Below are 25,758 nucleotides of genomic sequence, written 5' to 3'. Positions count from 1 at the left end.
AGGGGGCATAGTGCAAGCCATCGGCTGACATGGACAGGCACACGGACGGGACCCCCGAGGGGTGGGAGCCATGACGCGGACAGCCCGGCTGCGGACCGCCCACCCCGCGCTGTGGGCGGGCTGGGCCGCCCTCGCCGCGGGCGCGGTGCTGTGCGTCCTCGGCTGGTACGGCGTCTCGGGTGAGCGTTACGCCGAACGGCAGCTGCCCTACCTGGCGTCCTGCACGATTCCCGGGGCCGCGCTGCTCGTCGCCGGGGCGGTGCTGCTCGCGCACGGCCGGGGCGCCGCGGCCGCGCTCCGCGTGGAGGAGCTGTACGGCCTCCTGGTCGACGCCGGGCCGGCCGACGCCGGCGCCGATGCCTCCGGACGGCCGGCCGGCGCGCCGGTCGCGGTCGGCCGGGAGATGCTGATGGTGCCGGGCGGGACGCTGTGGCACCGCGCGGACTGCCCGCTGGTCGCGGGGAAGGCGGAGGCGGTACCGGTGGACGGCACGTTGATCGCGAGCGGTGAGCTGGGGCCGTGCCCGATCTGCGAACCCGCCGACGGGACCGGCTGACGTGCGCCGCCGATGTCCTCGCTGACGTACGACCTCACCCTGGCCGGGCTGGCGGTGGGCGCCGCCGCGGCGCTCACCGGGATCGGTCTGATCGTGACCTACCGGGCGACCGGGGTACTGAACTTCGCGCACGGCGCGATCGCCATGGTGTGTGCGTATGTGCTGCGCGCTCTGGTGGTCGACGAGGGCTGGCCGCTGTGGTCGGCCGCGGCGCTGACCCTGCTGGTCGTGGCGCCGGGCATCGGCGTGGTGCTGGAGCGGTTCGTGTTCCGGCCGCTGTCCGTGGGGGGCGGTGATCCGGCGCGGACGCTGGTGGCGTCCATCGGGGTGTTCGTGCTGCTGGTGGGCGGCGCGGCGCTGGTGTGGGGGCAGGGTGCGCGGGACGACGCGCCGGTGCTGGTGGCGGCCGAGCCGTGGGGGCAGCTCGCGGTGGTGGCGGTGCTGGCGGCGGGGGCCGCGGCGGTGATCCGCGGCACGCGGTTCGGGCGGGAGCTGCGGGCCGTGGTGGACAACCGGGAGCTGGCCGTGCTCGCCGGGGTGGACGCGGACCGGGTGGCGGCGGCCGGCTGGGCGTTCGGCTCGTTCACGGCGGGTCTGACAGGGGTGCTGCTGGCGCCGTACGTACGGCTCGATCCGTACGGGCTGCCGCTGCTCGTGATGGAGGTGGTGGCGGTCGCGGTCGCCGCGCGGATGCGCGGTCTGACGGTGGCGGTCGTCGTCGCGCTGGGCATCGGTGTGGCGCAGAGTCAGCTGACGCGGCTGCACCCGTCCGGGTGGGGCGAGCCGCTGCTCCAGGCGGTCGGCGCCAACCTGTTCGTCGTGGCGCTGCTGTTCGCCGCGCTGGTGCTGCCCGGCGTCGGCGCGCACGACGCGCTTCCGCGCGCAACCGGCGCACGCGTGCCGGCGCCGCCGGGCGTCCGGATCGCGGCCGGGGCGCTGTTGCTGCTGCCGCTGGGCTTCGCCGGGGACGATCTGCGGACGGCGGTGCAGGTGCCCGCGCTGGCGGTGATCCTGCTGTCCCTGGTGGTGGTCACCGGCCGGGGCGGACAGATCTCGCTCGGGCAGGCGGCGTACGCGGGTCTTGGCGCGCTGTTCACGGCGCTGCTGGCGGCCGGGCGTTTCCCCGGCCTGCCCGCGCTCGAGGAGCTGGCCGCGCTGGTGGTGGCGGTCGCCCTGGTCGCTCCGCTCGGCCTGCTGACGGGCTGGCCCGCGATCCGCCGCCGGGGGCTGGCGCTGGCCCTCGCGACGTTCGCGGTCGGCGTCGGCGTGAGCCGTTTCGTCTTCGACCAGCCGTACGCCACGGCGGGGCTGGGTCTGGGCCGGCCGGCGGGCTTCGACGGGGACCGCGCGTACTACGTCCTGGAGCTGGTGCTGCTGGCGCTCGCGCTGTCGGCGGTCTGGGCGCTGCGCCGGGGCCGTACGGGGCGTGCGCTGGCCGCGATGCGGGGGCGCGGGCGGCGGGGGTGCGGGTGCCGTCGCTGAAGCTCTGGGCCTTCGTCGCCGGCGCCGCGCTGGCCGCGCTCGGGGGCGGCATGCTCGGCATGGGGCTGCGCGCCTTCGACCCCGCCGCGTACGACCCCGTGCGGGGTCTGCTGTGGTTCACCGCGGTGGTGGTCCTGGGGGCGGACAGCGCGCTGGGGGCGCTGCTGGGGGCGGCGCTGCTGGTCGGTCTGGACGCGGGCACGCGCGGGGGTGTGGCGGCGGCCGTGATCGGCGTCCTGGCGGTCCTGACGGGCCGCTTCCCCGACGGTCCCTACGACCGCCTGCGCCGCCTCTCCCGCCGCCCGGCGCTGACGCCCCTGGGCGCCCGAGTACGCCACCGCCTGCGTGGTCCGGACCCCGCACCGGCCCCGGTCCCGGCTCTCACGGGGGCCACGGCGACGGGCACGGGCACGCACACCGACGGAGGTACGCCCCTCCGCCGACGCCCGCGTCCCTCACCAGGACCTCGCCCGCACACGGCCGAACCTCGCCCCGGGCCCCGGCCCCGTACGGCCGAGCTCCGTCCCGCGTCCACCGGCGGCACACCGCAGCCGCGGCCCGCCGCGCAACGCCAGGACAGCGCTCCCGGCACCACACCGACCGGCCACCCCGCCGACGCCGGCGAGACCCGGCAGACACGGGCCGGCGGCTCCGAGCGCCGGGACAACCAGCCCGGCACGGCTCCAGCGCACCGCCCCCCGTCCCACCCGGCCGGCCACCCCGCCGACACCGGAGAGACACACCCCACCCACCCCCCACGACACGACGGTGGGCCGGACACAGCGACCGGAGACCGACGCCCCGCCCTCCCCGGCGACCAGCCCACCGACACCGACAAGACCCCGCCGACACCCGCCGGCCGCTCCGAGCGCCGGGACAACCAGCCCGGCACGGCTCCAGCGCACCGCCCCCCGTCCCACCCGGCCGACCACCCCGCCGACACCGGAGAGACACACCCCACCCACCCCCCACGACACGACGGTGGGCCGGACACAGCGACCGGAGACCGACGCCCCGCCCTCCCCGGCGACCAGCGGGCCGATGCCGGGGAAGTGGCGGAGGAGGGGTTGTCGAGGCGGGGGCCACGTGGCCGGGACGCGGGGGGCGGGGGGCGTGGGCGTGTCGGGCCCCCGCAGGGTGCCGCCGGGCGGGCGCCCGGCAGGGCGGCCCGGGGGCGTGCGGCAAGGGGCGGGGGTCCTGAGGGCACGGGGCGCGCGGGCGCCGGCGGGGCGTTCGGGGGGCCCGGCACCTTCGACGACGGCGGGGGCGTGCTCGAGGCACGGGGGCTGTATGTGCGCTACGGCGGGTTCACCGCGTTGGACGGGGTGGACATCAGGGTTCCGGCGGGGCGGGTGACCGCCGTTGTCGGGCCCAACGGAGCCGGGAAGAGCACGTTGTTCCACTGTCTGGCCGGAACCGTGCGCCCCGCGCGGGGGGCCGTCCTGCTGGACGGCCGGGACATCACCCGGCTGCCCGCGCAGGCCCGCACCCGGCTCGGTGTCGCACGGACGTTCCAGCAACTGGCGGTCTTCCCGACGCTCACCGTGGCCGACAACGTGCGGGTGGGCGCCGAGCAGGGCCGCCGGGCCCGGCCGGGCGTGGTGGAGCGGATGCTGCGGCTCCTCGGACTGGACGGGCCCGCCCGCGCGCGGCCCGCGGCCGGGCTGCCCACCGGTGCCCTGCGCCGGGTGGAGCTCGCGCGGGCCCTCGCCACCGCCCCGCGCGTGCTCCTGCTCGACGAACCCGCCGCCGGCCTCGACACCGCCGAGATCGCCGCCCTGGCGCGGATCCTGAAGGCGCTGGCCGCCGACGGCACGGCGCTCCTGGTCGTCGAGCACGACCTCGATCTGGTCGCCGATCTCGCCGATGTCGTCCATGTGATGACGGCCGGGCGGATCGTCGCCTCGGGGCCCCCGGGGCGGGTCCTGGACACCCTCGGGGAGGCGAGCGGACCGTGACCACCGTCTCCTTGCGCGACGCGCGCGTGCGCTACGGCCCGCTGGAGGCCCTGCACGGCGTCGGCCTCACCGCCCCGGGCCCCGGCCTCACCGTGCTGCTGGGCCGCAACGGCTCCGGACGCTCGACCGTGCTGCGGGCGCTCGCCGGTGCCGTACCGCTGTCCGGCGGTTCGGTGTGGTGGGACGGGCGGGACGTGACGGACGTACCGGCGTACGAGCGGGCCCGGCGCGGAATGTGCCTGGTGCCGGAGCGGCGGGCCGTGTTCGGCTCGCTCACCGTGCGCGAGAACCTCGCCCTCACCGCCTCCGACCCGGCGCCCGCCCTCACCGCCTACCCACGGCTGGAGCCGTTGCTGGAGCGCCGGGCCGGCACGCTCTCCGGCGGGGAGCAGCGCATGCTGGCCCTGTCCCGGGTGTGGCTGGCACGCCCCCGCGTGGTGCTCGTCGACGAGCCCGCCCAGGGCATGTCACCGGCGGTGGCGGCGCGGACGTACGAGCTTCTCGCCGGGCTCGACGCGTGCGTGGTCCTCGCCGAGCAGCGGCTGCCGCCCGCCCTGCACGGCCGCCCCGCCTTCGTGTACGAACTGCGCCGGGGCTCGGTGGTGTTCGCCGGTGAGGCGGGCGAACTCGCCCGGTCGCGTGCTTCGTAGCGAGGGGCGGATCAGACGCGGAGCCGCTGCCCGGGGAGGATCATGTCGGGATCGTCGCCGATGACGGACCGGTTGGCCTCGTGGAGCCGCTGCCAGCTCGTGCCGTGCCGCGCGGCGATCTGGCTCAGTGTGTCTCCCGCGCGGACGGTGTAGTCACCGCGGGACGTGCCCCGGTCCGTGTGCCGGTCCGCCCGGCCTGCCGCGGTGTCCGGCGTGGCGGACGCCGCCGGTTTCGAGGACCGCTGCCGCGCGGGGGCCCGCTCCGTGGTCGCCGGGGCCGCGCCGGGCGCGGGGCCGAACGCTCCCGCGCGGACCGAGCAGGTCGGCCAGGCTCCCCAGCCCTGCGCGCGCTGCACCTTGGCGGCGACCGCGATCTGCTGGGACCTGGTGGCCCGGTCGGCGGTCGGCGCGTAGGCCGTGCCGCCGTAGTCGCGCCAGGTGGAGGCGGCGAACTGCAGTCCGCCGTAGTAGCCGTTGCCGGTGTTGATGTGCCAGTCGCCGCCGCTCTCGCACTGGGCGATGCGGTCCCACACTCCGTTGTCCGCCGCGGTGGAGCTGCCCGTCGCAGCCAGCAGTCCCAGCGGGGCGAGCAGTGCCGCTCCGGCCAGGACGGTCGCCGTACGGGCCGTGCGGAGGTGGTTGCGGTGTTATCGGCACATTCGGACATGAGGGTCCTTCCTCACGGACTCGGGGGTCCCCGGGCGCAGCGCGGTTCCCCGCGCCGTGGGGCGCGTGACCCGCGTTCGCCCCGTCCGCCTGCGGGGTCGTGCGGTGGTGCGGTTCGTGCGGTGGTGCGGTTCGTGCGGTCGGCGGACGTACCCGAGCGGTGCTCGCTGCACACGGCGGAGGAATCTATGGAGCCCCCGCGGCCGGGATCAACCAATGCCCCGTCGTGCCAGGCCAGTTGGCCCTTACCCCGGGTATCGGCGATTTCCGGCCACCCACTTCATTCCTTGATTTCCGGATTTGTCGACCAGCGCGCCGCTCCGCCTGTGAGCCACCTCACTCGTTCAACACCCTTGCGTCCACACGCAGTTGACGATGAGTGCCGGATTCCGCACCGGACGTGACCCTGTGCGCCGGATGGTTCGATTCCGTTCGCCCTGGGGCGTGACTCCCGCCACAGATCGCCCGTTGTCTTCTTCATGAGCCGGGGACCCACCCGGACCACGGGCCGGGAGCCACCCGGTCTCGCCACGCACCGCATCCCGAGGGAGCCACCCGTGCCGCGCATGCTCGACGTCAGCGACGAGGTACGCGCCGAGATCGGCGACGAAGAAGCAGCCCGCCTGCTCGCCGGAGAGTCCGCCCCGGGCAGTTACGACTGCACCTCCTGCCGCACCCCGGGCGACCCGGAGCAGGAGCGCACCAGCACCGTTCTGTTCATCGGGGACGAGACCGCCGTGCTCGCCTTCGCCCACTCCACCTGTCTGCCCTCGCAGGTCGTGCAGGTCACCGAGGAGCAGCTCCAGGGTGCCGTGCGGGCCATCGGCGGCGCCGCCCAGCCGGAGCCCGCGAAGGTCACCCCCGAGCAGGCCGTGCTCGGGGTGACCAGCGGACTGGTCCTGATCGCCGACGAGCTGCACCCGGCGCTCGTCGTCGAGCCGACCGCGCCGGTCGCGCGGCCCGGTTCGCTCGGCGCCGGTGACGACTTCCTGCCGCTGCTCATCGAGCAGGGCTTCATGCCCCTGACCGAGCTGGCGGCCGTGCCTCCGGCGCTGCACGGCTGGTCGGTGCTGCTCGCCGCGGGCCAGCTGCACGCCGTGCTCCAGCCGAATCCGAGCGGCGGCCGTCCGGTGGCCTGGTGGCAGGCCCACCAGCCGCTCCAGGTCACCGACGGCTGGCGGACGGCCGCCAACAAGCTCCAGCAGGTGCTGATGTTCGCCGCCCCGGTCGGCTCCATCGGCCGTCAGCCGCGCGAGGACCTGCTGCGCGACGCGCTGGACAAGGCGGCGGCGAACGGCAAGCTGGTCGCCGCCGCGCTGCCGCTCGCCGGTATCTGACCGGCCCGCCGGGGCGCGGCCGAAGCGGCCGGGGCACGACCCCCGCTCAACCGGCGAAAGCCCCGAAAGGGCCGCATCCGTTGGTGAGCGGGGTCGTTTGGACATACGTGCACGCATATGACGTTCCCCGCCGCCAGTCCCTCGCCTCGGTCCCCGCCCCCGTGCGCCCGGCGCAGGACTCCCGGAGCGGCCTCTCGGCCACGCCGATCTACGACGCCCTCTACACCGAGTACGTCAAGTCCTTCCGTTCGCTGCCGGGCGACCGCAGCGGCGAGGAGGAACTGGGCTTCACCGCCTTCGGGAACATCCCGCACAGTACGGGCTCCTACGGCGGCCACAGCCCCGGATCGTTCGGCGCCTCCCTGGCGAGCGGCGCGTACGGCTCCTACGGCGCGGAGGCGGGCGAGGCCCGGCACGGCGACACCCGGCACGGCGACACCCGGCACGGCGAGGCCCGGCCGCCGCAGTGGCAGCGGGTCGGCACGGTGGGCCGGACCGCCTCGGGGATGCACCACGTGCCGGCCGGACTGCCCCCGGCCCCGCGCAGAGGCGCCTGACCGGGCACGACGGAGGGGCGGTCCCACCCGGGACCGCCCCTCCGTCGTGTCCGTCCTGTCCGTGGTGCGTTACTTCTTCCTGCCGCGCTTCTCCCGCACCCGCACGGAGATGTGGATCGGCGTCCCCTCGAAGCCGAACTCCTCGCGCAGGCGGCGCTCGATGAAGCGCCGGTAGCCCGCCTCGATGAAGCCGGAGGCGAACAGGACGAACCGCGGCGGCTTGGTGCCCGCCTGGGTGCCGAACAGGATCCTGGGCTGCTTGCCGCCCCGCACGGGGTGCGGGTGGGCGGCGACCAGCTCACCGAGGAAGGCGTTGAGCCTGCCCGTCGGGACCCGGGTCTCCCAGCCCGCCAGGGCCGTCTCGATGGCCGGGACGAGCTTCTCCATGTGCCGGCCGGTGCGCGCCGAGACGTTCACCCGCGGCGCCCAGGCGACCTGCCCGAGCTCGGTCTCGATCTCCCGCTCCAGGTAGTAGCGGCGCTCCTCGTCGAGGGTGTCCCACTTGTTGTACGCGAGGACGAGCGCGCGGCCCGCCTCGACGGCCATGGTGACGATGCGCTGGTCCTGCACGGAGATGGACTCCGAGCCGTCGATGAGGACGACGGCCACCTCGGCCTTCTCGACGGCGGCGGCGGTGCGCAGCGAGGCGTAGTAGTCGGCGCCCTGCTGGAGGTGGACGCGCTTGCGGATGCCCGCCGTGTCGACGAACTTCCAGGTTTTCCCGCCCAGTTCGATGATCTCGTCGACCGGGTCGCGGGTGGTGCCGGCGATTTCGTTGACGACGACCCGCTCCTCCCCCGCGACCTTGTTCAGCAGCGAGGACTTGCCGACGTTGGGGCGGCCGATCAGGGCGACGCGGCGGGGGCCGCCGAGCGCGGTGCCGAAGGTCTGCGCCGGCGCCTCCGGGAGGGCCTCCAGGACGCGGTCCAGCATGTCGCCGGTGCCGCGGCCGTGCAGGGCGGAGACCGGGTGCGGCTCGCCGAGGCCCAGCGACCACAGGTAGGCCGCGTCGGCCTCGCCGCTCGGACCGTCCACCTTGTTGGCGCAGAGCACGACCGGCTTGCCGGCCTTGCGCAGCAGCCGCACGACGGCCTCGTCGGTGTCGGTGGCGCCGACCTTGGCGTCCACGACGAAGACGACCGCGTCGGCGGCCTCGATGGCGTACTCCGCCTGGGCGGCCACGGAGGCGTCGATACCGAGGACGTCCTGCTCCCAGCCACCGGTGTCGACGACCTTGAAGCGGCGGCCCGCCCACTCGGCCTCGTAGGTGACGCGGTCGCGGGTGACGCCGGGCTTGTCCTCGACGACGGCCTCGCGGCGGCCGATGATGCGGTTCACCAGGGTCGACTTGCCGACATTGGGCCGGCCGACGACGGCGAGCACCGGCAGCGGGCCGTGGCCCGCGGCCTCGATGGCGCCCTCGACGTCCTCGAGGTCGAAGCCCTCCTCCGCGGCGAGCTCCATGAACTCCGCGAACTCGGCATCGCCCAGCGCCCCGTGGTCGTGCTCGTGCGCACCCTCGTACGCGTCCGAGCCGTCGGGCTGGATGTGGTCGTTCATGAAGTCCGTACCTCGTCGTTCATCGTGGTGATCGGTGGAATCCGCGCGGGGCGGGATCCACTACTCGAGTCTCGCCTAACGCCCGGTGAGGCGCCTGGCGTTTTCCAGGTGCGCGGTGAGCTGCTTCTGGATGCGCTCGGTCGCCTCGTCCAGCGCCTTGCGCGTACGTCTGCCGCTGCCGTCACCCGCCTCGAAGGGGTCGCCGAAGACGACGTCGACCCGCGAGCGCAGCGGAGGCAGCGTCTTTATCAACCGTCCCGGCCGGTCGGAACTTCCCAGCACCGCGACCGGGACGATCGGCGCGCCGCTGCGCACCGCGAAGTACGCGAGGCCGGCGCGCAGGGCCGCGAAGTCGCCCTCGCCCCGGGTGCCCTCCGGGAAGATGCCCAGCGCGCCGCCGTTCTCCAGGACGCCCAGCGCCTGGGTGATGGCGGTCCGGTCGGCGGTCGAGCGGTCCACCTTCAGCTGGCCGATGCCGAGCAGAAACGGGTCGAGCGGGCCGACGAACGCCTCCTTCTTGATCAGGAAGTGCGTCGGCCGGGGGGCCACGCCCATGACCATCGGGCCGTCGATGTTGTGGGAGTGGTTCACGGCGAAGATCACCGGGCCGCTCGCGGGCACCCGCCAGGCGCCCAGCACGCGCGGCTTCCACAGCCCGTACATCAGGCCGACGCCGATGCGCCGCCCGACCTCGGCGCCCCGCGCCGATGGGACGTCGGTCACTTCGCCGCCCGCTTCTCCTCGACGAGCGTGACGACACACTCGATGACCTGCTGCAGGGTCAGGTCGGTGGTGTCCACCTCGACCGCGTCGCCGGCCTTGGCCAGCGGCGAGGTCTTGCGGCCGGAGTCGGCGGCGTCCCGCTTGATCAGGGCCTCGCGGGTGGTGTGCAGGTCGGCGCCCTTCAGCTCGCCGCTGCGGCGGGCGGCGCGGGCCTCCGGGGAGGCGGTGAGGAAGATCTTCAGATCGGCGTCGGGCAGCACGGTGGTGCCGATGTCACGGCCCTCGACGACGATGCCGTTGGCCGCGGCGGAGGCGATGGTGCGCTGGAGCTCGGTGATCCGGGCGCGCACCTCGGGCACCGCGCTGACCGCGCTCACCTTGGAGGTGACGTCCTGCTCCCGGATCGGACCGGCCACGTCCACGCCGTCGACGGTGATGGTGGGGTTGCGGGGGTCGGTGCCGGAGAGGATCTCCGGCTTGCCGGCGACGGCGGCGATCGCGGAGGGGTCGTCCATGTCGATGCCGTTGTTCACCATCCACCAGGTGATCGCCCGGTACTGGGCGCCGGTGTCCAGGTAGCTCAGGCCGAGCTGCGCCGCCACGGCCTTCGAGGTGCTCGACTTGCCCGTGCCGGAGGGGCCGTCGATGGCGACAATCACGGGCTGGGCGGCGCCGTTTTCCACGGGGGAACACCTTCCTGGTGCGGTGGAGTGGGGTGGAGGGGCGCGGACACGCCCCGCACCAGATTACCGGCCCCCCGGGACCCTTCCGACAAGCGGACGATCCATCCCTCCGGGCGACGGCACCGCCCGGGCGGCCCGGACCGCCGGAACACCGGGGCGCCGGGTCCCCCGGGGACGGCATGGGCCCTCGACCGCCGACCGCCGACCGCCGGACCCCCTGGATCCAGAGCCACCGCACCCCGGGCCCCTGGCCCCCAGCCCTCAAAGCCCCTCACCACCGGACCCCCGAAGACCGCGTGAACCCCTGACCGCCCGCCACGGACCCCCTGGGTCCGGGGCCACCGCGCCCCGGGGCCCCGGGTGCCCGGCTCCTGGACGGGGCGCGAGGCTGTCACTGGCGGATGGACCAGCCTCGTTCGCGCAGGCCCGCGGTGAGGAGCGGTGCCGCCTTGGGCTCCACCATGAGCTGTACCAGACCGGCCTGCTGTCCGGTGGCGTGCTCGATGCGGACGTCCTCGATGTTGACCCCGGCCCGTCCGGCGTCGGCGAAGATGCGGGCCAGCTGGCCCGGCTGGTCGTCGATGAGCACGGCCACGACCTCGTAGACCCGCGGCGCGGCCCCGTGCTTGCCGGGGACGCGGACCTGGCCGGCGTTGCCCCGGCGCAGGACGTCTTCGATGCCGGTGCTGCCCTCCCGGCGCTTGCCCTCGTCGGAGGACTGCAACGCGCGCAGGGCCCGCACGGTCTCCTCCAGGTCTCCGGCGACGTCCGTGAGCAGGTCGGCGACCGGTCCGGGGTTCGCGGAGAGGATGTCGATCCACATCCCGGGGTCGGACGCGGCGATCCGGGTCACGTCCCGGATGCCCTGCCCGCACAGCCGTATGGCGGTCTCCTCCGCGTGCTCCAGACGCGCGGCGACCATGCTGGACACCAGGTGGGGCATGTGGGAGACGAGGGCCACGGCCCGGTCGTGGGCGTCGGCGTCCATGACGACGGGCACGGCCCGGCAGTGCGAGACCAGCTCCAGGGCGAGGTTCAGCACCTCGGTGTCGGTGTCGCGGGTGGGAGTGAGCACCCAGGGGCGGCCCTCGAAGAGGTCGGCGCCGGCGGCCAGCGGTCCGGACTTCTCACGGCCGGACATGGGGTGCGTGCCGAGGTAGGACGACAGGTCCAGCCCGCGTGCCTCGAGGTCGCGGCGCGGTCCGCCCTTGACGCTGGCCACGTCGATGTAGCCGCGCGCCGCGCCGCGCCGCATCGCGTCGGCGAGCACGTCGGCCACATGGGCGGGAGGGGCGGCGACGATCGCCAGGTCCACCGGTCCCTCGGGTGCCTCGTCGGTGCCGGCGCCGAGCGCGGCGGCCGTCCGGGCCTGCTCCGGGTCGTGGTCGGCGAGGTGGACGACGACGCCCCGCTGGGACAGGGCGAGGGCGGCCGAGGTGCCGATGAGTCCGGTGCCGATGACGAGTGCGGTTCTCACTGGGCGATGTCCTTGCGCAGGGCGGCCGCGGCTCCCAGGTACACATGCGCGATGTCGGCGCGGGGCTTGTCGGACTCGAGGTGCGCGAGCACCCGCACGACGCGGGGCATGGCGCCCTCGACGTCGAGTTCCTGGGCGCAGATCAGCGGGACGTCGACGATGCCGAGCTTGCGGGCGGCGGCCGCCGGGAAGTCGCTGTGCAGGTCGGGGGTGGCCGTGAACCAGATGCTGATCAGGTCGTCGGTGTGCAGACCGTTGCGCTCCAGAACGGCGGTGAGCAGCGCGCCGACCTGCTCCGCCATGTGCCCGGGCTCGTCCCGTTCCAGCTGGACGGCCCCACGGACCGCGCGTACCGCCACGACGATGCTCCTTGCTGAGGTGCGTGTGCTGTTTCGGTCGTCCAGCGTAGTCAGACCGCCCGGGGCGGGCCTCGCGCGCTCGCCCGCTGAGACGGGCGGAGTGTACGTTTCCTGGTGATTCATGACAGGTTGCTTGATGTTCGGCGCATTCGGCGCGTTCGGTGCCAGGATGCGTTCGGTGCCACGCTGCGAAGACCGCGAACCCCGGGAGTGACGACATGACCCCTCGCACGACGCGCCGCACCGTGCTGCTCGCGACGGGCGCGGCGGCGCTGGCCACCGGCTGCGGCTCGGACGGCGGGGACGGTGGCGGGGACGGCACCACGTCGGGCACCGCCGCCCCGGACGGTCCCGCCGGGCAGGTGCTGGTCGCGACCGCCGACGTGCCGGTGGGCGGGGGCACGATCCTCGAGGACGAGAAGATCGTGGTCACTCAGCCCGGGGAGGGCGACTTCAAGGCCTTCTCGGCGATCTGCACGCACCAGAACTGTGTCGTGGCCGATGTCGCGGACGGCACCATCAACTGCGCCTGTCACGGCAGCCGGTTCCGGATCGCCGACGGCTCGGTGGAGCGGGGCCCGGCGACCAGGCCACTGCCCGAGGAGCGGATCACGGTGGAGGGAAATTCCGTCCGGCGGGCGTGAAAGCCCGCGTACGCTCCCGGGCATGCGCCCCGAAACCCTGGTTCGCGACCACACGATCTACGCCTGCGTCATGGGCTCGCGTGCCTTCGGCCTGGCCACGGAGGGCAGCGACACCGACCGCCGGGGCGTCTTCCTCGCGCCCACGGCCCTGTTCTGGCGCTTCGAGAAGCCGCCGACCCATGTCGAGGGCCCGGCCGAGGAACAGTTCAGCTGGGAGCTGGAACGCTTCTGCGAGCTGGCGCTGCGCGCCAACCCCAACATCCTGGAGTGCCTGCACTCCCCGCTGGTGGAACACGCCGACGCCACCGGCCGTGAGCTGCTGTCCCTGCGCGGGGCCTTCCTCTCCCGCAAGGTCCACGAGACGTTCACCCGGTACGCCCACGGCCAGCGCCGCAAGCTGGAGGCCCATGTCCGCGCCCACGGCGCCCCGCGCTGGAAGCACGCCATGCATCTGCTGCGCCTCCTGACCACCGCCCGCGACCTGCTGCGCACGGGCACCCTGACGATCGATGTGGGTGAGCAGCGTGAGTCCCTGCTCGCGGTCAAGCGGGGCGAGGTGCCCTGGCCGGAGGTGGAGTCCCGGATGGGCCGGCTGGCGGAGGAGGGCGCCGAGGCCGCCCGGCGCAGTCCGCTGCCCGAGGAGCCGGACCGGCGCCGCGTGGAGGACTTCCTCGTCCGCACCCGCCGCGCCTCAGCCCTCCAGGCGGATCCGTACGACGAGGTCGTGCAGGGCGTCGTACACGGTGGGGGCGTCGGGCAGCGCTGACGCCGCCTGCGCCTCGTCGAGGACGCCGTGCAGGCGCTCCACGTCGGCCGCCACGCGGGCGCGGTCGACGACGGCCTCCCCGTGCTCGCGCTCGGTCTTGGCCGCGATCAGCTCCGTCAGGCACTTCGGGGCGGCGTCGACCTCACCGGCGAGGGTGGGCAGATGGGGCTGCACCTCACCCGAGCGCATCAGATGGATGCCGGTGAGCAGCACCCGGAAGGTGTAGAGCAGCGGTTTGAGCTCGCCGGTCTTCTCGAACAGCCGCCACTGGGTCCGCGCGAACCCGCGGTAGTGGTGGGCGTGGTGGCTGGTGAGGACGCCGGGGGCGAGCGCGGTCAGTTCCCGGTGGGCGTCGGTGGTGTGGACGACCAGCGGGGACAGCAGCTGCTCCAGCACATAGCCGTTGCGCCGCAGCATCAGGCGGACGAACTTGCGCAGGTCGTGGGTGACCAGGTCCATCTCGACGCCGTCCCGGAACCACATCCTGGACCAGGTCTCGTCGGGCTCGCGCAGCCCGACGAGACCGGCGGCCGGCAACAGGTGGACGCCCCGCAGGTCCACGTCCGAGTCGCGGGACGGGAAGCCGTACAGGTGTGCGCCGGAGACCGTGGCGAAGAGCACCGGGTCGGGCTGTTCGGCGATCACCGGGCTCAGGTCGAGGTCCAGGGCGTCGATCATCGCTCAAGCGTCCCAGAGCGTGCCCAGCTCCCGCAGCTCGCCCCGGTACTCGATGCGGTCCGCCCATGCGGCGGGCCAGATGTCCGCGCCCAGGTGGGCGCCCGCGAAGGCGCCGGTGAGGCAGGCGATGGAGTCGGAGTCGCCGGCGGTGCAGGCGGCGCGGCGCAGGGCCGTGAGGGGTTCGTCGACGAAGAGGAGGAAGCAGAGCAGGCCGGTCGCCAGGGCCTCCTCCGCGATCCAGCCCTCGCCGGTGGCCAGGCAGGGGTCGGTCTCCGGGGAGACGGTGCGTACGGCCTCCTGAAGGCGTCCGAGGATCTCCAGGCACTCGTCCCAGCCGCGCGCGATGAACTGCTCCGGGGAGGCGTCCCCGGCGCGGGTCCACAGGTCGCCGAGCCAGGACTCGTGGTACCGGGTGCGGTTGTCGTAGGCGTAGGAGCGCAGCAGTCCGACCAGGCCGGTCGGCTCGGCGCCCTCGGCGAGCAGCCGTACTGCGTGGGCGGTGAGGTCGGAGGCGGCCAGCGCGGTGGGGTGGCCGTGGGTGAGGGCCGACTGCAACTGGGCGGAGCCCGCGCGCTGTTCGTCGGTCAGACCGGGGGCCAGTCCGATGGGCGCGACGCGCATGTTGGCGCCGCAGCCCTTGGAGTGGACCTGACTCGCGTCCTGCCAGCGCCGCTCCTCGCGGGCCAGCAGGTGACAGGCCTTGAGGCAGGTGTTGCCGGGCGCCCGGTTGTTCTCGGGCGAGCGGTACCACTCCACGAACTCCTCGCGCACCGGCCGCTCCAGCCGCTTCGGGGTGAGCGGACCGCGGTCCATCGCCGTGCGCAGGCCCCGTCCGAGCGCGAGGGTCATCTGGGTGTCGTCCGTGACGATCGCCGGCCTGGGCAGGTCCATCTCCCGCCAGGGGCCGGCCTTGGCGAGGATCGAGGGGACGTCGTTGAACTCGGTGGGGAAGCCCAGCGCGTCCCCGAGGGCGAGGCCGGTCAGCGCGCCGGTCGCGGCGCGCTTGGTGACGGTGGTCGTGGTCATGCGGGGCGTCCTTCCGGGGTCGGCCGGAGCAGAGGCGGGTGAAGGGCGGTGGCGGGGCCCGCGCGGTAGAGCGCGGCGGGCTTGCCGCGGCCGCCGGTGAGGCGGGCGGCGCCGGGGACGGCTTCGACGAAGCCCGGGGTGGCGAGCACCTTGCGGCGGAAGTTGGGCCGGTCCAGGGTCGTGCCCCAGACGGTCTCGTAGACCTGTTGCAGTTCCCCGAGGGTGAACTCGGGCGGGCAGAAGGCCGTGGCGAGGCAGGTGTACTCGAGCTTCCCGCCGACGCGTTCCCGCGCGTCGGCCAGGATCCGGTCGTGGTCGAAGGCGAGCCCCCGCGCGGAGTCGTACGGCGTCCAGCGGGCCCGCGCGGCGTCGCTGCCGGCGCGTGCCTCGGGGGCGTCGGGCAGGAGGGCGGCAAAGGCGACGGAGACGACCCGCATGCGGGGGTCGCGGCCGGGTTCGCTGTAGGTCCGCAGCTGTTCCAGGTGCGGACCGGAGACGTCCGTCAGCCCGGTCTCCTCGCCCAGTTCGCGCCGCGCGGCGCGTTCCGCGGACTCGTCCGGCCGGACGAAACCTCCGGGCAGCGCCCACCGTCCGGCGTACGGCTCCTCGCCGCGCTCGACGAGCAGCACGTGCAGGGCGCCCGCGCGGAGGGTGAACACGGCGAGGTCGACGGTGACGGCGAAGGGCTCGAAGGCGTGCTTGTCGTAGCCGTCCATGACGATCCCCACCCCCTTTAATAGTCGGTGTGACTATTAAAGGGGGTGGGGTGCCGAAGCACAAGCCTCTGTGACCGGCTAGAGGTCGACCTCCTGCATCAGCATCCCGACCTCGGTGTTGGACAGCCGCCGCAGCCAGCCCGACTTCTGATCGCCCAGGGTGATCGGGCCGAAGGCGGTGCGGACCAGCTTGTCGACCGGGAACCCGGCCTCCGCGAGCATGCGGCGCACGATGTGCTTGCGGCCCTCGTGCAGGGTCACCTCGACGAGGTAGTTCTTGCCGGTCTGCTCGACGACCCGGAAGTGGTCCGCACGCGCGTATCCGTCCTCCAGCTGGATGCCGTCCTTGAGCCGCTTGCCCAGGTCGCGCGGGATGGGGCCGACGATGTGCGCGAGGTAGGTCTTCTTCACGCCGTACCGAGGGTGGGTCAGCCGGTGCGCGAGCTCGCCGTGGTTGGTGAGCAGGATGACGCCCTCGGTCTCGGTGTCGAGCCGGCCGACGTGGAAGAGCCGGGTCTCGCGGTTGGTGACGTAGTCACCGAGGCACTGGCGTCCCTCCGGGTCCTCCATGGTCGACACCACACCGGCGGGCTTGTTCAGCGAGAAGAACTGGTACGACTGCGTGGCGACGGTCAGGCCGTCGACCTTGACCTCGTCCTTCTCCGGGTCGACCCGCCTGCCCTGCTCCAGGACGATCTCGCCGTTGACCTCCACCCTGGCCTGCTCGATCAGCTCCTCGCAGGCGCGCCGGGAGCCGTAGCCCGCGCGCGCGAGCACCTTCTGCAGCCGCTCGCCCTCCTGCTCGGCGCCGGGGAAGGTCGTGGGGAGCTTCACGTCCTTCCTGCCCGCGTACCGGTCGCGGTTGCGCTCCTCCATCCGCGTCTCGTACTCGCGCGAACGCCCGGGAGCGGTGCGGCCGCCCTTCCGGGACGACGGCTTGGCGCCGCCGCGCCCGGACTTCGGGCCGTCCTTGGTACCCCCGGGACCGACGTCGTAGCGGCGCTCCTCGGGGCGGGGCTTGCGGGGGCGGCCCTGCCCCTGCTTCTGGTCCCTGTTGTTGCCGGCGCCACGGTGGTTACCGCGTCCGCCGCTCTTTCCGCTGCCGCTGCTTCGCATCAGAATTCCGTCGTCGTCGTGTTCGTCGGGGGACCGTCGTCCGGGTCCGGGGCGTCCGGATCGAACGACGGCACGCCTTCCTGTGTCTCGGCCTCGATCGCCTCCGCCTCCGGGAGGAAGGGCGCGAGTTCCGGGAGCTCGTCCAGGCCGCGCAGGCCCATCCGCTCCAGGAAGTAGTTCGTCGTCGTGTACAGGATCGCACCTGTTTCGGGTTCCGTGCCCGCCTCCTCGATCAGACCGCGCTGCAGCAGGGTGCGCATCACACCGTCGCAGTTGACCCCGCGGACGGCGGACACGCGGCTGCGGCTGACCGGCTGCCGGTAGGCGACGACCGCGAGGGTCTCCAGGGCGGCCTGGGTGAGCCGGGCCTGCTGGCCGTCGAGGACGAAGCGCTCGACGGCGGCGGCGTACTCGGGGCGGGTGTAGAAGCGCCAGCCGCCCGCGACCAGGCGCAGCTCGAAGCCGCGGCCCTGCACGGTGTACTCGTCGGCGAGCGCGCGCAGGGCGTCGGCGACCTGGCGCTCGGGGCGCTCCAGGATCTTGGCCAGGTGCTCCTCGGTCGCCGGCTCGTCCACGACCATCAGGACCGCCTCGAGGGCGGGCCGGAGGTCGAGGTCCGCGACCGTGCGCAGCCCGGCGGGGGTCTCGGTGGTCTCCTCGCTCACGGCTTCCTCTCCTCCTGGGGCCGCTCGGGGGGCCGGTCGAACTCGTCGGTCACCGTCGGTGCGGTCTCGCCGTGCCCTCCGGTCCAGCGCACGGTCAGTTCGCCGAGCGCGGTCTCCTGGTCGAGGGCGACGGCCTTCTCGCGGTACAGCTCCAGGAGGGCGAGGAACCGTGCCACGACGGTCAGGGTGTCGTCCGTGTCCGCGACGAGCTCCCGGAAGCCGGCCTCACCGAGCTCCTTGAGCCGCGCGATGACGATCCCGGCCTGTTCCTGCACGCTGACCAGCGGTGCGTGGATGTGGTCGACGTAGACCTGCGGCTTGGGCTTCGGCTGCATCGCCTTGACGGCGAGACGCGCGAAGCCCTCGGCGCCGATGCTGATGACGACCTCGGGCAGCAGCTCGGCGTGGTGCGGTTCGAGTCCGACGGTACGGGGGTAGCGCCGGGCCTCGTCGTCGAGCCGCCGGCTGAAGATGTCGGCGATCTGCTTGTACGCGCGGTACTGAAGCAGCCGTGCGAAGAGCAGGTCGCGGGCCTCGAGGAGGGCGAGGTCGGCCTCGTCCTCCACCTCGGCGGCGGGCAGCAGCCGGGCGGCCTTGAGGTCGAGCAGCGTGGCGGCCACGACGAGGAACTCGGTCGTCTCGTCCAGGTCCCAGTCCGGCCCCATGGCCCGGATGTACGCCATGAACTCGTCGGTCACCTTGGACAGGGCGACCTCGGTGACATCCAGCTTGTGCTTGGCGATCAACTGAAGCAGCAGGTCGAACGGCCCCTCGAAGTTCGCCAGCCGAACCTTGAACCGCCCGTCGCCGTCCTCGCCCTCCTCCGAGGCAACCGCGACAACGCCTCCGCCACCCGGCGCCTCCCCTGCCAGGGCGACCGCCACGCCCTCCCCCGGCGGCGACGTGCGGGAAGGGACCGTGGGCTCCGCCCCCGGCGCCCCCGCGGGAACCCCGGCAGGCCGACCGGTGCCCATGGCTCCGGCCGCGGTCCCGAAGGCCGCACCCGGCGGCCCGGCACCGACGGTCCCGGCCGCCTGCGAAGACGCGGGGGTCCCCCCGGCCACGCCCGCCGCATCCACGGACACCGCAGCCGGGCCACCCGGACCCGTGGCTCCGGCCGCGGTCCCGAAGGCCGCACCCGGCGGCCCGGCACCGACGGTCCCGGCCGCCTGCGAAGACGCGGGGGTCCCCCCGGCCACGCCCGCCGCATCCACGGACACCGCAGCCGGGCCACCCGGACCCGTGGCTCCGGCCGCGGTCCCGAAGGCCGCACCCGGCGGCCCGGCACCGGTTGTTCCAGCCGTCCGCGCCGCGGAGGTCTCCCCGACCACGCCCGCCGTCTCCGCCGACACCGCAGCCGGGCCACCGAGACCCGTAGCTCGGGCCGGCGGCAAGGACGCGGAGGTTTCTCCGGCCGCGCCCGCCGCATCCACGGACGTCGCGTCCGGTGCACCGGGGCCCGTGGCTGCGGGTGGCGGGGGCGTGAAAGGTTCCTCGGCCACGTCCGGGGCGTCCGCGTCTTCGGGCGCCGGGGTTTCCGGGGGCCGAGGCGGCTCGGGGTCGAGCGCGGGGGACGTCGGCGTCGCGCCCGGGCCCCGGCCCAGGGGGCGGCGGCGGGACGGCCGGTCGCCGGGCGTGGGGGCGGGTGCGTCGTTCGAGGTCATGGCCTCCGCAGGCTACCGCTACCGTCCACGGAGGCGTCGTACGAGGATGCTGGCGTCCCCCCGGCTCTCCAGGTCGGCGAGGACCACGGCGACCGCCTCGCGGACGATCCGGCCGCGGTCGACGGCGAGGCCGTGCTCGCCGCGCAGGACCAGACGCGCGTGCTCGAGGTCCATCAGCTCCTCGGCGGAGACGTACACGGTGATCTTCTCGTCATGCCGCTCCCGGCCGCTGGGCCGCCGTGCCGCCGCTCGTCCCCGCTTGCGCGGTGCCGCGCCCTCCTGCGCCGCCGGACGCCGCCCGGAGCCCGCCACGCCCCGGCTGCGGGACTCGCCGGCGTCGGCCGGCTCCGCGTCCGCCGCGACATGCTCCGCGCCCTCGCCGTCGCCGCCCTGCGCGGGCACCGACTGCGGCGCGTCCTCCTGGGCGGCCGCGGCCGCGTCGCCCTCCCCCGCCGGAGCGGGAACCCGGGCGTCGCCGTTGGCGCGCCGGGGAGTGGACGCCTGGAGCGCCATCCCCCCTGTCGTACGGAAGAGTTCGTCGGCCCCCGGCAGACTCACTCGGCGTGACACCGGGCGAGCACCTCCCTGGCGAGCTGGCGGTAGGCGGCGGCACCGACGGAGTTGGACGCGTACGTGGTGATCGGCTCACCGGCGACCGTGGTCTCCGGGAAGCGGACCGTGCGCCCGATGACCGTGTGGTAGACGTGGTCGTCGAACGCCTCGACCACCCGCGCGAGCACCTCACGGCTGTGCACCGTGCGCGAGTCGTACATGGTGGCGAGGATGCCGTCGAGCTCCAGGTCGGGGTTGAGGCGCTCCTGGACCTTCTCGATGGTCTCGGTCAGCAGCGCCACACCGCGCAGCGCGAAGAACTCGCACTCCAGCGGCACGATCACCTTGTGCGCGGCGGTCAGCGCGTTGACCGTGAGCAGACCGAGCGAGGGCTGGCAGTCGATCACGATGTAGTCGTAGTCGTCCATCAGCGGCTTCAGCGCCCGCTGCAGCGTGGACTCGCGCGCGACCTCGCTCACGAGCTGCACCTCGGCCGCCGACAGGTCGATGTTGCTGGGCAGCAGGTCCATGTTGGGGACCGCGGTCTTCAGCAGCACCTCGTCGGCCGCCATGCCCCGCTCCATGAGCAGGTTGTAGACGGTGAGGTCGAGTTCCATCGGGTTGACGCCGAGGCCGACCGACAGCGCGCCCTGCGGGTCGAAGTCGACGAGCAGCACCCGGCGTCCGTACTCCGCGAGCGCGGCACCCAGGTTGATGGTCGACGTGGTCTTGCCGACGCCGCCCTTCTGGTTGCACATCGCGATGATCTTCGCGGGACCGTGGTCGGTCAGCGGGCCCGGGATCGGGAAGTACGGCAGCGGGCGTCCGGTCGGGCCGATGCGCTCACGGCGCTGGCGTGCCGCGTCGGGCGCGAGCGTGGCCGCGTACTCGGGATCCGGCTCGTACTCGGCGTCGGGATCGTAGAAGTGCCCCTCGGGCAGTTCGTCGTAGTCGGCGAAATGGTTGTGGGGCGCGCCACTTCCGTCGCCGGCCATGGCGTTCACGTGATGGCCATCCATGCTCTGGTGTGCTGGGTGAGTCACCCCAGGAGTCCGGTGACTCTGGTGGGCTGCGAAGGTGCGCACAGCGACGGAGCCGACAGCAGCGAATCCCGCGGACCCCTGGCCCGGCGCAGGCATTCCTGGTTGACCACCCCCGGGAGTAAATGTCGACTCATTCACAAGTCGTCTTACCTCCTTGGTGACCAGGAAACTTCTAGACAGGTCAGCGTGGCACCATGCCGACGTTTGGCGACTCTATGGCGTGTCGGCCGTCCGCAGCAACACAATCCGCCGGACCCGGCCCGATGTGTCGGCAATGAAACATCCCTCTGTCAAGGGCGTACGGCCGTCGCACGGCAGGTTTCACGGGTGTGCGAATCGACGGAAGGGCTACGTTCGAGGGGAGTTGTCCGGGAATCAAGGAGTGACCATACACACATCCGGCCGGACCTTGTCGGGCAAGGTCCGGCCGGGTACGCGGTGTTGACGACGCATGTTGACGTGTCGCCTTTGCCGGTCGGTGACTTGGTCGACTTACCGTCCGGGCGGATCAGCCGAGCAGCGTGGCGAGCTCGACGTGCTCCATGCCGTGCGCCTCGGCGACCTCCTTGTAAACCACCTTGCCGTCATGCGTGTTGAGGCCCTTGGCGAGCGCGGGGTCGCGGCGCAGCGCGTCCACCCAGCCCCGGTCGGCGAGTTCCACGATGTACGGCAGCGTGGCGTTGGTCAGCGCGTAGGTGGAGGTGTTGGGCACCGCGCCGGGCATGTTGGCGACGCAGTAGAAGACCGACTCGTGGACCTTGAAGGTCGGTTCGGCGTGCGTGGTCGGGTGGGAGTCCTCGAAGCAGCCGCCCTGGTCGATCGCGATGTCGACAAGGACACTTCCGGCCTTCATCCGCGAGACCAGCTTGTTGGTGACGAGCTTGGGGGCCTTGGCGCCGGGCACGAGCACCGCGCCGATCACGAGGTCTGCCTCCAGGCAGGCCTTCTCCAGCTCGAAGGCGTTGGAGACGACGGTCTGGATCTTCGTGCCGAAGACCTTGTCGGCCTCCTTGAGCTTGTTGATGTCCTTGTCGAGCAGGGTCACGTGGAAGCCCATGCCGATGGCGATCTGCGCGGCGTTCCACCCGGACACGCCGCCGCCGATGACGACGGCCCGGCCGGCCAGCACGCCCGGGACACCGCCGGGCAGGACACCGCGGCCGCCGTGGGCGCGCATCAGGTGGTAGGCGCCGACCTGGGTGGACAGCCGGCCCGCGACCTCGGACATGGGGGCGAGCAGCGGCAGCGCGCGGCTGGGCAGTTCGACGGTCTCGTAGGCGATCGCGGTGGTGCCGGACTCCAGCAGGGCGTCCGTGCACTCCTTGGACGCCGCCAGGTGCAGGTAGGTGAAGAGGATCTGGTCCTTGCGCAGTCGGTGATACTCCTCCGCGATCGGCTCCTTGACCTTGAGCAGCAGGTCGGCGGCGGCCCAGACCTCGTCGGCGGTGTCCAGGATCTGCCCGCCCGCGGCGATGTACTCGCCGTCCGGGATGGAGGAGCCGACCCCCGCGCCGCGCTCGATGACGACCTGATGGCCGTGGCGCACCAGCTCGTGCACGCCGGCGGGGGTGATGGCCACCCGGAACTCGTTGTTCTTGACCTCGCGGGGGATGCCGACCTTCACGTCGATCACGGTCCTTGGCTCAGAGGGTATGGGGGTATCACTACACATACCCGGGCACACGCGTGCACACCGGGAGAGACCGCAGGAGATGGTGCGGCAGAGCCAGTCTAATGAAGGCGTTCTCGCTGTCTAGCCTTCCTTTGCATCAATCTTCCGCGGATGCGCTACGGATTTCGCAGGCGTTATCACCGTGTTCCGCCTGGAAGTCGTCCTCGGGGCCGTTCTCGGGGCCGTTCTCGGGGCCGTTCTCGGGGCCGTTCCCGGGGCCGTTCCCGGGGCCGTTCCCGGGGCCGTTCCCGGGGCCGTTCCCGGGGCCGTTCCCGGGGACGTCTTCGAAGCCGTCCTCCGGGGCCTCCCCGGCGAGCATCCGCCCGGCCGCGCCCCGGTGCAGCGTGGCCGACGCGGGGTCGCCGAGGTGGTCGAAGAGGTCGGCGAGCCGCAGGTGCAGCGCGGCCTGCAGACGGGCGTCCTCGGCCCGTCGCGCCCACTCCACGGCCTCCCTGCAGGTGCGCAGCGACTCGTCCGGCCGGCCCGCGTACTCCTGCACCCGGGCCAGTTCGCTCAGGGCCCGCGCCTGTGCCGCGACGTCCCCGCATCTGCGGTGTCCGGCGACGGCCGCGCGCCAGTTGCGCAGCGCCTCGCCGTAGCGGCCCGCGTAGGTGTGGGCGGCGCCGATCCGTCCGTAGAGCCGGGCGGCCTCGGGGCGCTCGCCACGGGCGAGCCGCTCGGTCAGGGCCCGGCCGAACCAGTCCGCGGCCCGGTCGTAGTCCCCGAGCTCGAGATGGGCGCCGCCTACGGATTCCATCGCGCGGCCGGTCGCGTACGGGTCGTTCGCCTCGCGTCCGGCGTCCAGCGCGGCCCGGTAGCGCTGCAGGGCGTCCGCCGTGCGGCCGGTGTGGGCGTCGAGGTCGCCGAGGTTGAGCAGGGCCGCGGCCCGCTCCCGGGGCAGCTCCCGGCGTTCGGCGACGTCGAGGACCAGTCCGTGGATGTCGTACAGGTCACTCGCGGCGGCCCGGGTGCCGAAGTGGGCGACCAGGGCGCGCACCAGCTGGGACATCAGCCGCCTGGCCAGGGTGTCCAGCTCCCCGTCGGCGACCGCGAGCCGGGCCGCGGCCAGCAGGGCGGGCCGGCGCAGGCGGAGCCAGTCGGCGGCGGCCCGGGGGCTGGGGAAGCGCAGGGCGCGCGGCATGCCGAGGAGCTTCTCGTGGGCCTGGGGGTTGTCCGTCTCGGTGATCGCCCTGCACGACTGGAGCAGCCGTACCGTCCGCTCCAGCATGCGGGCGCGGGCCAGCTGGAGTTCGCCGGGCCGCTCGTGGGTCCGGGCGAGGTCGTGCAGCGAGGGGTGCAGGCAGCAGGGCACGCGGTACTGCGGCACGGCGGTGCCCACCGAGTGCAGCAGGCCCTGGGCGGCGAAGTCGTCCAGGGTGGTGCGGGCGGCCTCCACGGAGCACCCGGCGAGCGCGGCGGCGGTGTGCGGGTCGGTCAGGCCTGCCGGGGCGAGGCTCAGCAGGCGCAGCATCCGGGCGGCGGTCGAGGGCAGCGCGTCGTGCACCAGCCGGGCGGCCCGGTCGACGACGGAGCCATTGCCGGTCTCCGTGTGCAGCTGCTTGGCGAGGTCGGCGACGGCGGCCTTGGGCCGGGCGGCGAGCCAGCCGCCGGCCAGCACCAGGGCGGCCGGCTGGCCCTGGCACTGCTCGGCGAGCCGTTCGGCGGCCCGCGGGTCGACGGTGATGCGCACCGATCCGGTGAACCGGGACAGCAGCTCCACCCCGGACTTGGTGTCGAGGCCGCCGAGGGTGCAGGGGCGGACGTCGGCGATGCCGGTGAGGGGCCCCGAGGAGACGGTGACGGCCAGGCAGTCGGGGTTGTCCGGGAGCAGGGCGTCGACCTGTTCGGCGTCGGCCGCGTCGTCGAGCAGGAGCAGCGCCCGGCGGTCGGCCAGGGCGGTGCGCAGCGCCTCGGTGAGGTCGTCCTCGGGGGCTCCGGCCGGGGCGGGCTCCGCCAGCGCGTCGAGCAGTCCGCGCGCGGCACGCCCTACGGGCACGCGGGTGCCGTCGGGTTCGCTCAGGCGCGTGCGCAGCACCCCGTCGGGGTAGCGGTCGGCGACCTGGCGTACGAGTTCCTCGGCGAGGGCTGTTCGGCCCGAGCCGGGCCGGCCCGCGATGAGCAGCACGCGCGCGCGGGGGGCCTTGCGGCCGGAGAGGGTGTCCAGTCCCGCGCGCTCGATGTCGGCGCGCAGCTCCTTCAACTCCCTGGTACGGCCCAGGAATCGACCTTCCGGGGCAGCCTCCCGAGGGGGCCGCACTCCGTCCGGGTCCACCGCCTGATCCGTCACGGGCCACACTCCCGTCCCACCGCACGCGCAGGCCCGCCGGGTCTTCCGGATCGGGCGTTTTTCGAAGCCTAGTTCACTCTCTGCGACGTTCCGTGAGGAGCGCGGCGCGGGGAACGAGACTCGCCCGATCGGATCAACAGATCGTCAGACCAACGGCTGCACGGTGCCGGTGAAGGGGCGCGGGACGGTGGACGGCGCGCGGCAGCGGCGCCGCCGCCGGCGTCAGGCCTCGAAGGGCCGCGCCGGCCACGGTGCCTGCGCGGGGCGCAGCGCGTCCAGGCCGTCCCCGGCCCGTGCGGCGGCGAGCGAGAGGACGCCCACCACCAGGCAGTTGTTGTGCAGCTCGCCGGCCAGCACCCCGCGCACCAGCTCCGCGACGGGGACCCGCGCCAGCTCCATGTCCGCCTCCTCGTCCTCGACCGCGAACCGGTCGCCCTCGGCCTCCGACAGCCCCCGCGCGAGGAAGATCCGTACGGCCTCGTCGCAGCCGCCGGGCGTGGTGTAGACGTCGGTCAGCACCCGCCAGTCCTCCGCCTTGACGTGCGCCTCCTCGTACAGCTCCCGCTGGGCGGCGTGCAGCGGGTTCTCACCGACGACGTCGAGCAGGCCGGCCGGGATCTCCCACAGCTTCTGGCGCACCGGGTGCCGGTACTGGCGCAGCACCACGACCCGGTCGGCGTCGTCGAGGGCGAGGACGGCCACGGACCCGGGGTGGACCTGGTAGTCGCGGCGGACCACGGTGCCGTCCGGCATGACGACGTCGTCCGTGCGGACGGAGGTCTTGTTGCCCGTGAACGGGGTCGCGCTGGCGCGGATCTCCCACTCTTCCGGGGTGTCCTTGATCGTCATGCCTGTCCTTCCCGACGTACAGGGGTCGTGCGCCGGCCCCGGGTAAAAAATGGGGCCGGGGTGCGCACCCCT

General features: G+C 73.7%; 22 protein-coding genes and 3 pseudogenes. 8 read left to right on the top strand and 17 right to left on the bottom strand.

The genetic code is table 11. The features are described from left to right. Nucleotides 1–70 precede the first annotated feature (70 nt). From AC5L3C_RS30130 to AC5L3C_RS30115, 4 genes and pseudogenes are all read left to right on the top strand, one after another. On the top strand, nucleotides 71–556 hold the full coding sequence (locus AC5L3C_RS30130) for a hypothetical protein (RefSeq protein WP_493652122.1): 486 nt from the start codon (nucleotides 71–73) through the stop codon (nucleotides 554–556). A gap of 12 nt (nucleotides 557–568) precedes the next feature. Then, nucleotides 569–2,535, top strand: a pseudogene (locus tag AC5L3C_RS30125) (ABC transporter permease subunit); the annotation flags it as partial. Nucleotides 2,536–3,111: 576 nt separating this feature from the next. Then, nucleotides 3,112–3,996, top strand: a pseudogene (locus AC5L3C_RS30120) (ABC transporter ATP-binding protein); the annotation flags it as partial. Beyond that, a complete protein-coding gene (locus AC5L3C_RS30115) occupies nucleotides 3,993–4,646 on the top strand; it encodes an ABC transporter ATP-binding protein (protein WP_493652120.1) in 654 nt (217 codons plus the stop codon). The pseudogene AC5L3C_RS30120 and the gene AC5L3C_RS30115, both read left to right, overlap by 4 nt. An 11-nt stretch (nucleotides 4,647–4,657) precedes the next feature. Here the strand turns inward: AC5L3C_RS30115 and AC5L3C_RS30110 are convergent. After that, a pseudogene (locus tag AC5L3C_RS30110) lies at nucleotides 4,658–5,313 on the bottom strand (transglycosylase family protein). Between the two features lie 556 nt (nucleotides 5,314–5,869). Between AC5L3C_RS30110 and AC5L3C_RS30105 the strand changes: the two are divergent. Beyond that, nucleotides 5,870–6,649 carry a DUF8842 C-terminal domain-containing protein gene (locus AC5L3C_RS30105; RefSeq protein ID WP_493652118.1) on the top strand — a complete coding sequence of 260 codons (780 nt, stop codon included), beginning with the start codon at nucleotides 5,870–5,872 and terminating at the stop codon, nucleotides 6,647–6,649. Between the two features lie 107 nt (nucleotides 6,650–6,756). Beyond that, nucleotides 6,757–7,206, top strand: a complete 450-nt coding sequence (locus tag AC5L3C_RS30100) for a hypothetical protein (protein ID WP_493652117.1) — start codon at nucleotides 6,757–6,759, stop codon at nucleotides 7,204–7,206. 69 nt (nucleotides 7,207–7,275) lie between these two features. Here AC5L3C_RS30100 and der read toward each other — a convergent pair whose 3' ends face one another. The 5 genes from der to aroH form a co-directional block, all read right to left on the bottom strand. After that, on the bottom strand, nucleotides 7,276–8,766 hold the full coding sequence (gene der / locus AC5L3C_RS30095; RefSeq protein ID WP_493652115.1) for a ribosome biogenesis GTPase Der: 1,491 nt from the start codon (nucleotides 8,764–8,766) through the stop codon (nucleotides 7,276–7,278). Nucleotides 8,767–8,841: 75 nt separating this feature from the next. Further along, nucleotides 8,842–9,489, bottom strand: a complete 648-nt coding sequence (locus AC5L3C_RS30090; protein ID WP_493652113.1) for a lysophospholipid acyltransferase family protein — start codon at nucleotides 9,487–9,489, stop codon at nucleotides 8,842–8,844. Then, a complete protein-coding gene (gene cmk / locus AC5L3C_RS30085) occupies nucleotides 9,486–10,172 on the bottom strand; it encodes a (d)CMP kinase (RefSeq protein WP_125507706.1) in 687 nt (228 codons plus the stop codon). The genes AC5L3C_RS30090 and cmk overlap by 4 nt, the downstream gene beginning before the upstream one ends. 391 nt (nucleotides 10,173–10,563) lie before the next feature. Beyond that, the gene (locus AC5L3C_RS30080) at nucleotides 10,564–11,649 is read right to left on the bottom strand and encodes a prephenate dehydrogenase (RefSeq protein ID WP_493652110.1); all 1,086 of its coding nucleotides are present in this window, start codon (nucleotides 11,647–11,649) and stop codon (nucleotides 10,564–10,566) included. Then, nucleotides 11,646–12,008, bottom strand: coding sequence for a chorismate mutase (gene aroH / locus AC5L3C_RS30075; protein WP_493652108.1), 363 nt, complete (start codon nucleotides 12,006–12,008; stop codon nucleotides 11,646–11,648). The genes AC5L3C_RS30080 and aroH overlap by 4 nt, the downstream gene beginning before the upstream one ends. Nucleotides 12,009–12,226: 218 nt before the next feature. Between aroH and AC5L3C_RS30070 the strand changes: the two genes are divergently transcribed. Together AC5L3C_RS30070 and AC5L3C_RS30065 are read left to right on the top strand one after the other, a co-directional pair. Further along, nucleotides 12,227–12,652 (top strand): Rieske (2Fe-2S) protein, encoded by a 426-nt coding sequence (locus tag AC5L3C_RS30070; protein WP_493652107.1) that lies wholly within the window; start codon nucleotides 12,227–12,229, stop codon nucleotides 12,650–12,652. A gap of 22 nt (nucleotides 12,653–12,674) precedes the next feature. Further along, a complete protein-coding gene (locus tag AC5L3C_RS30065) occupies nucleotides 12,675–13,418 on the top strand; it encodes a nucleotidyltransferase domain-containing protein (RefSeq protein WP_493652105.1) in 744 nt (247 codons plus the stop codon). On the opposite strand, the gene AC5L3C_RS30060 is transcribed toward AC5L3C_RS30065, so the two are convergent. From AC5L3C_RS30060 to AC5L3C_RS30010, 11 genes are all read right to left on the bottom strand, one after another. Beyond that, nucleotides 13,344–14,096 carry a nucleotidyltransferase domain-containing protein gene (locus AC5L3C_RS30060; RefSeq protein WP_493652104.1) on the bottom strand — a complete coding sequence of 251 codons (753 nt, stop codon included), beginning with the start codon at nucleotides 14,094–14,096 and terminating at the stop codon, nucleotides 13,344–13,346. The genes AC5L3C_RS30065 and AC5L3C_RS30060 overlap by 75 nt on opposite strands. A gap of 3 nt (nucleotides 14,097–14,099) precedes the next feature. Next, nucleotides 14,100–15,122, bottom strand: a complete 1,023-nt coding sequence (locus AC5L3C_RS30055; RefSeq protein ID WP_493652102.1) for an ADP-ribosylglycohydrolase family protein — start codon at nucleotides 15,120–15,122, stop codon at nucleotides 14,100–14,102. Further along, a complete protein-coding gene (locus AC5L3C_RS30050; RefSeq protein ID WP_493654084.1) occupies nucleotides 15,119–15,838 on the bottom strand; it encodes an NUDIX hydrolase in 720 nt (239 codons plus the stop codon). The genes AC5L3C_RS30055 and AC5L3C_RS30050 overlap by 4 nt, the downstream gene beginning before the upstream one ends. A gap of 78 nt (nucleotides 15,839–15,916) precedes the next feature. Beyond that, nucleotides 15,917–16,954: a pseudouridine synthase gene (locus AC5L3C_RS30045; protein ID WP_493652101.1), complete on the bottom strand. Its 1,038-nt coding sequence runs from the start codon at nucleotides 16,952–16,954 to the stop codon at nucleotides 15,917–15,919. Beyond that, nucleotides 16,954–17,619, bottom strand: a complete 666-nt coding sequence (gene scpB / locus AC5L3C_RS30040; RefSeq protein WP_493652099.1) for an SMC-Scp complex subunit ScpB — start codon at nucleotides 17,617–17,619, stop codon at nucleotides 16,954–16,956. Before scpB ends, AC5L3C_RS30045 begins: the two co-directional genes overlap by 1 nt. Continuing rightward, entirely contained in the window at nucleotides 17,616–18,593 is a 978-nt protein-coding gene (locus tag AC5L3C_RS30035; protein ID WP_493652098.1) for a segregation and condensation protein A, read from the bottom strand. The genes scpB and AC5L3C_RS30035 overlap by 4 nt, the downstream gene beginning before the upstream one ends. Nucleotides 18,594–19,301: 708 nt before the next feature. After that, on the bottom strand, nucleotides 19,302–19,853 hold the full coding sequence (locus tag AC5L3C_RS30030; RefSeq protein WP_125507686.1) for a hypothetical protein: 552 nt from the start codon (nucleotides 19,851–19,853) through the stop codon (nucleotides 19,302–19,304). Further along, a complete protein-coding gene (locus AC5L3C_RS30025; RefSeq protein ID WP_125507684.1) occupies nucleotides 19,838–20,974 on the bottom strand; it encodes a ParA family protein in 1,137 nt (378 codons plus the stop codon). Before AC5L3C_RS30025 ends, AC5L3C_RS30030 begins: the two co-directional genes overlap by 16 nt. A gap of 412 nt (nucleotides 20,975–21,386) precedes the next feature. After that, on the bottom strand, nucleotides 21,387–22,511 hold the full coding sequence (gene ald, locus AC5L3C_RS30020; RefSeq protein ID WP_493652097.1) for an alanine dehydrogenase: 1,125 nt from the start codon (nucleotides 22,509–22,511) through the stop codon (nucleotides 21,387–21,389). 136 nt (nucleotides 22,512–22,647) lie between these two features. Beyond that, entirely contained in the window at nucleotides 22,648–24,837 is a 2,190-nt protein-coding gene (locus AC5L3C_RS30015) for a tetratricopeptide repeat protein (RefSeq protein WP_493652095.1), read from the bottom strand. A 222-nt stretch (nucleotides 24,838–25,059) separates the two neighbouring features. Then, a complete protein-coding gene (locus AC5L3C_RS30010; protein WP_493652094.1) occupies nucleotides 25,060–25,686 on the bottom strand; it encodes an NUDIX domain-containing protein in 627 nt (208 codons plus the stop codon). Between the last annotated feature and the right edge of the window lie 72 nt (nucleotides 25,687–25,758).

It is taken from the genome of Streptomyces speibonae, from assembly GCF_984686075.1.
The sequence above is the reverse complement of the archived record's forward strand: the minus strand, read 5'-3'. Positions and strand labels throughout refer to the sequence as shown.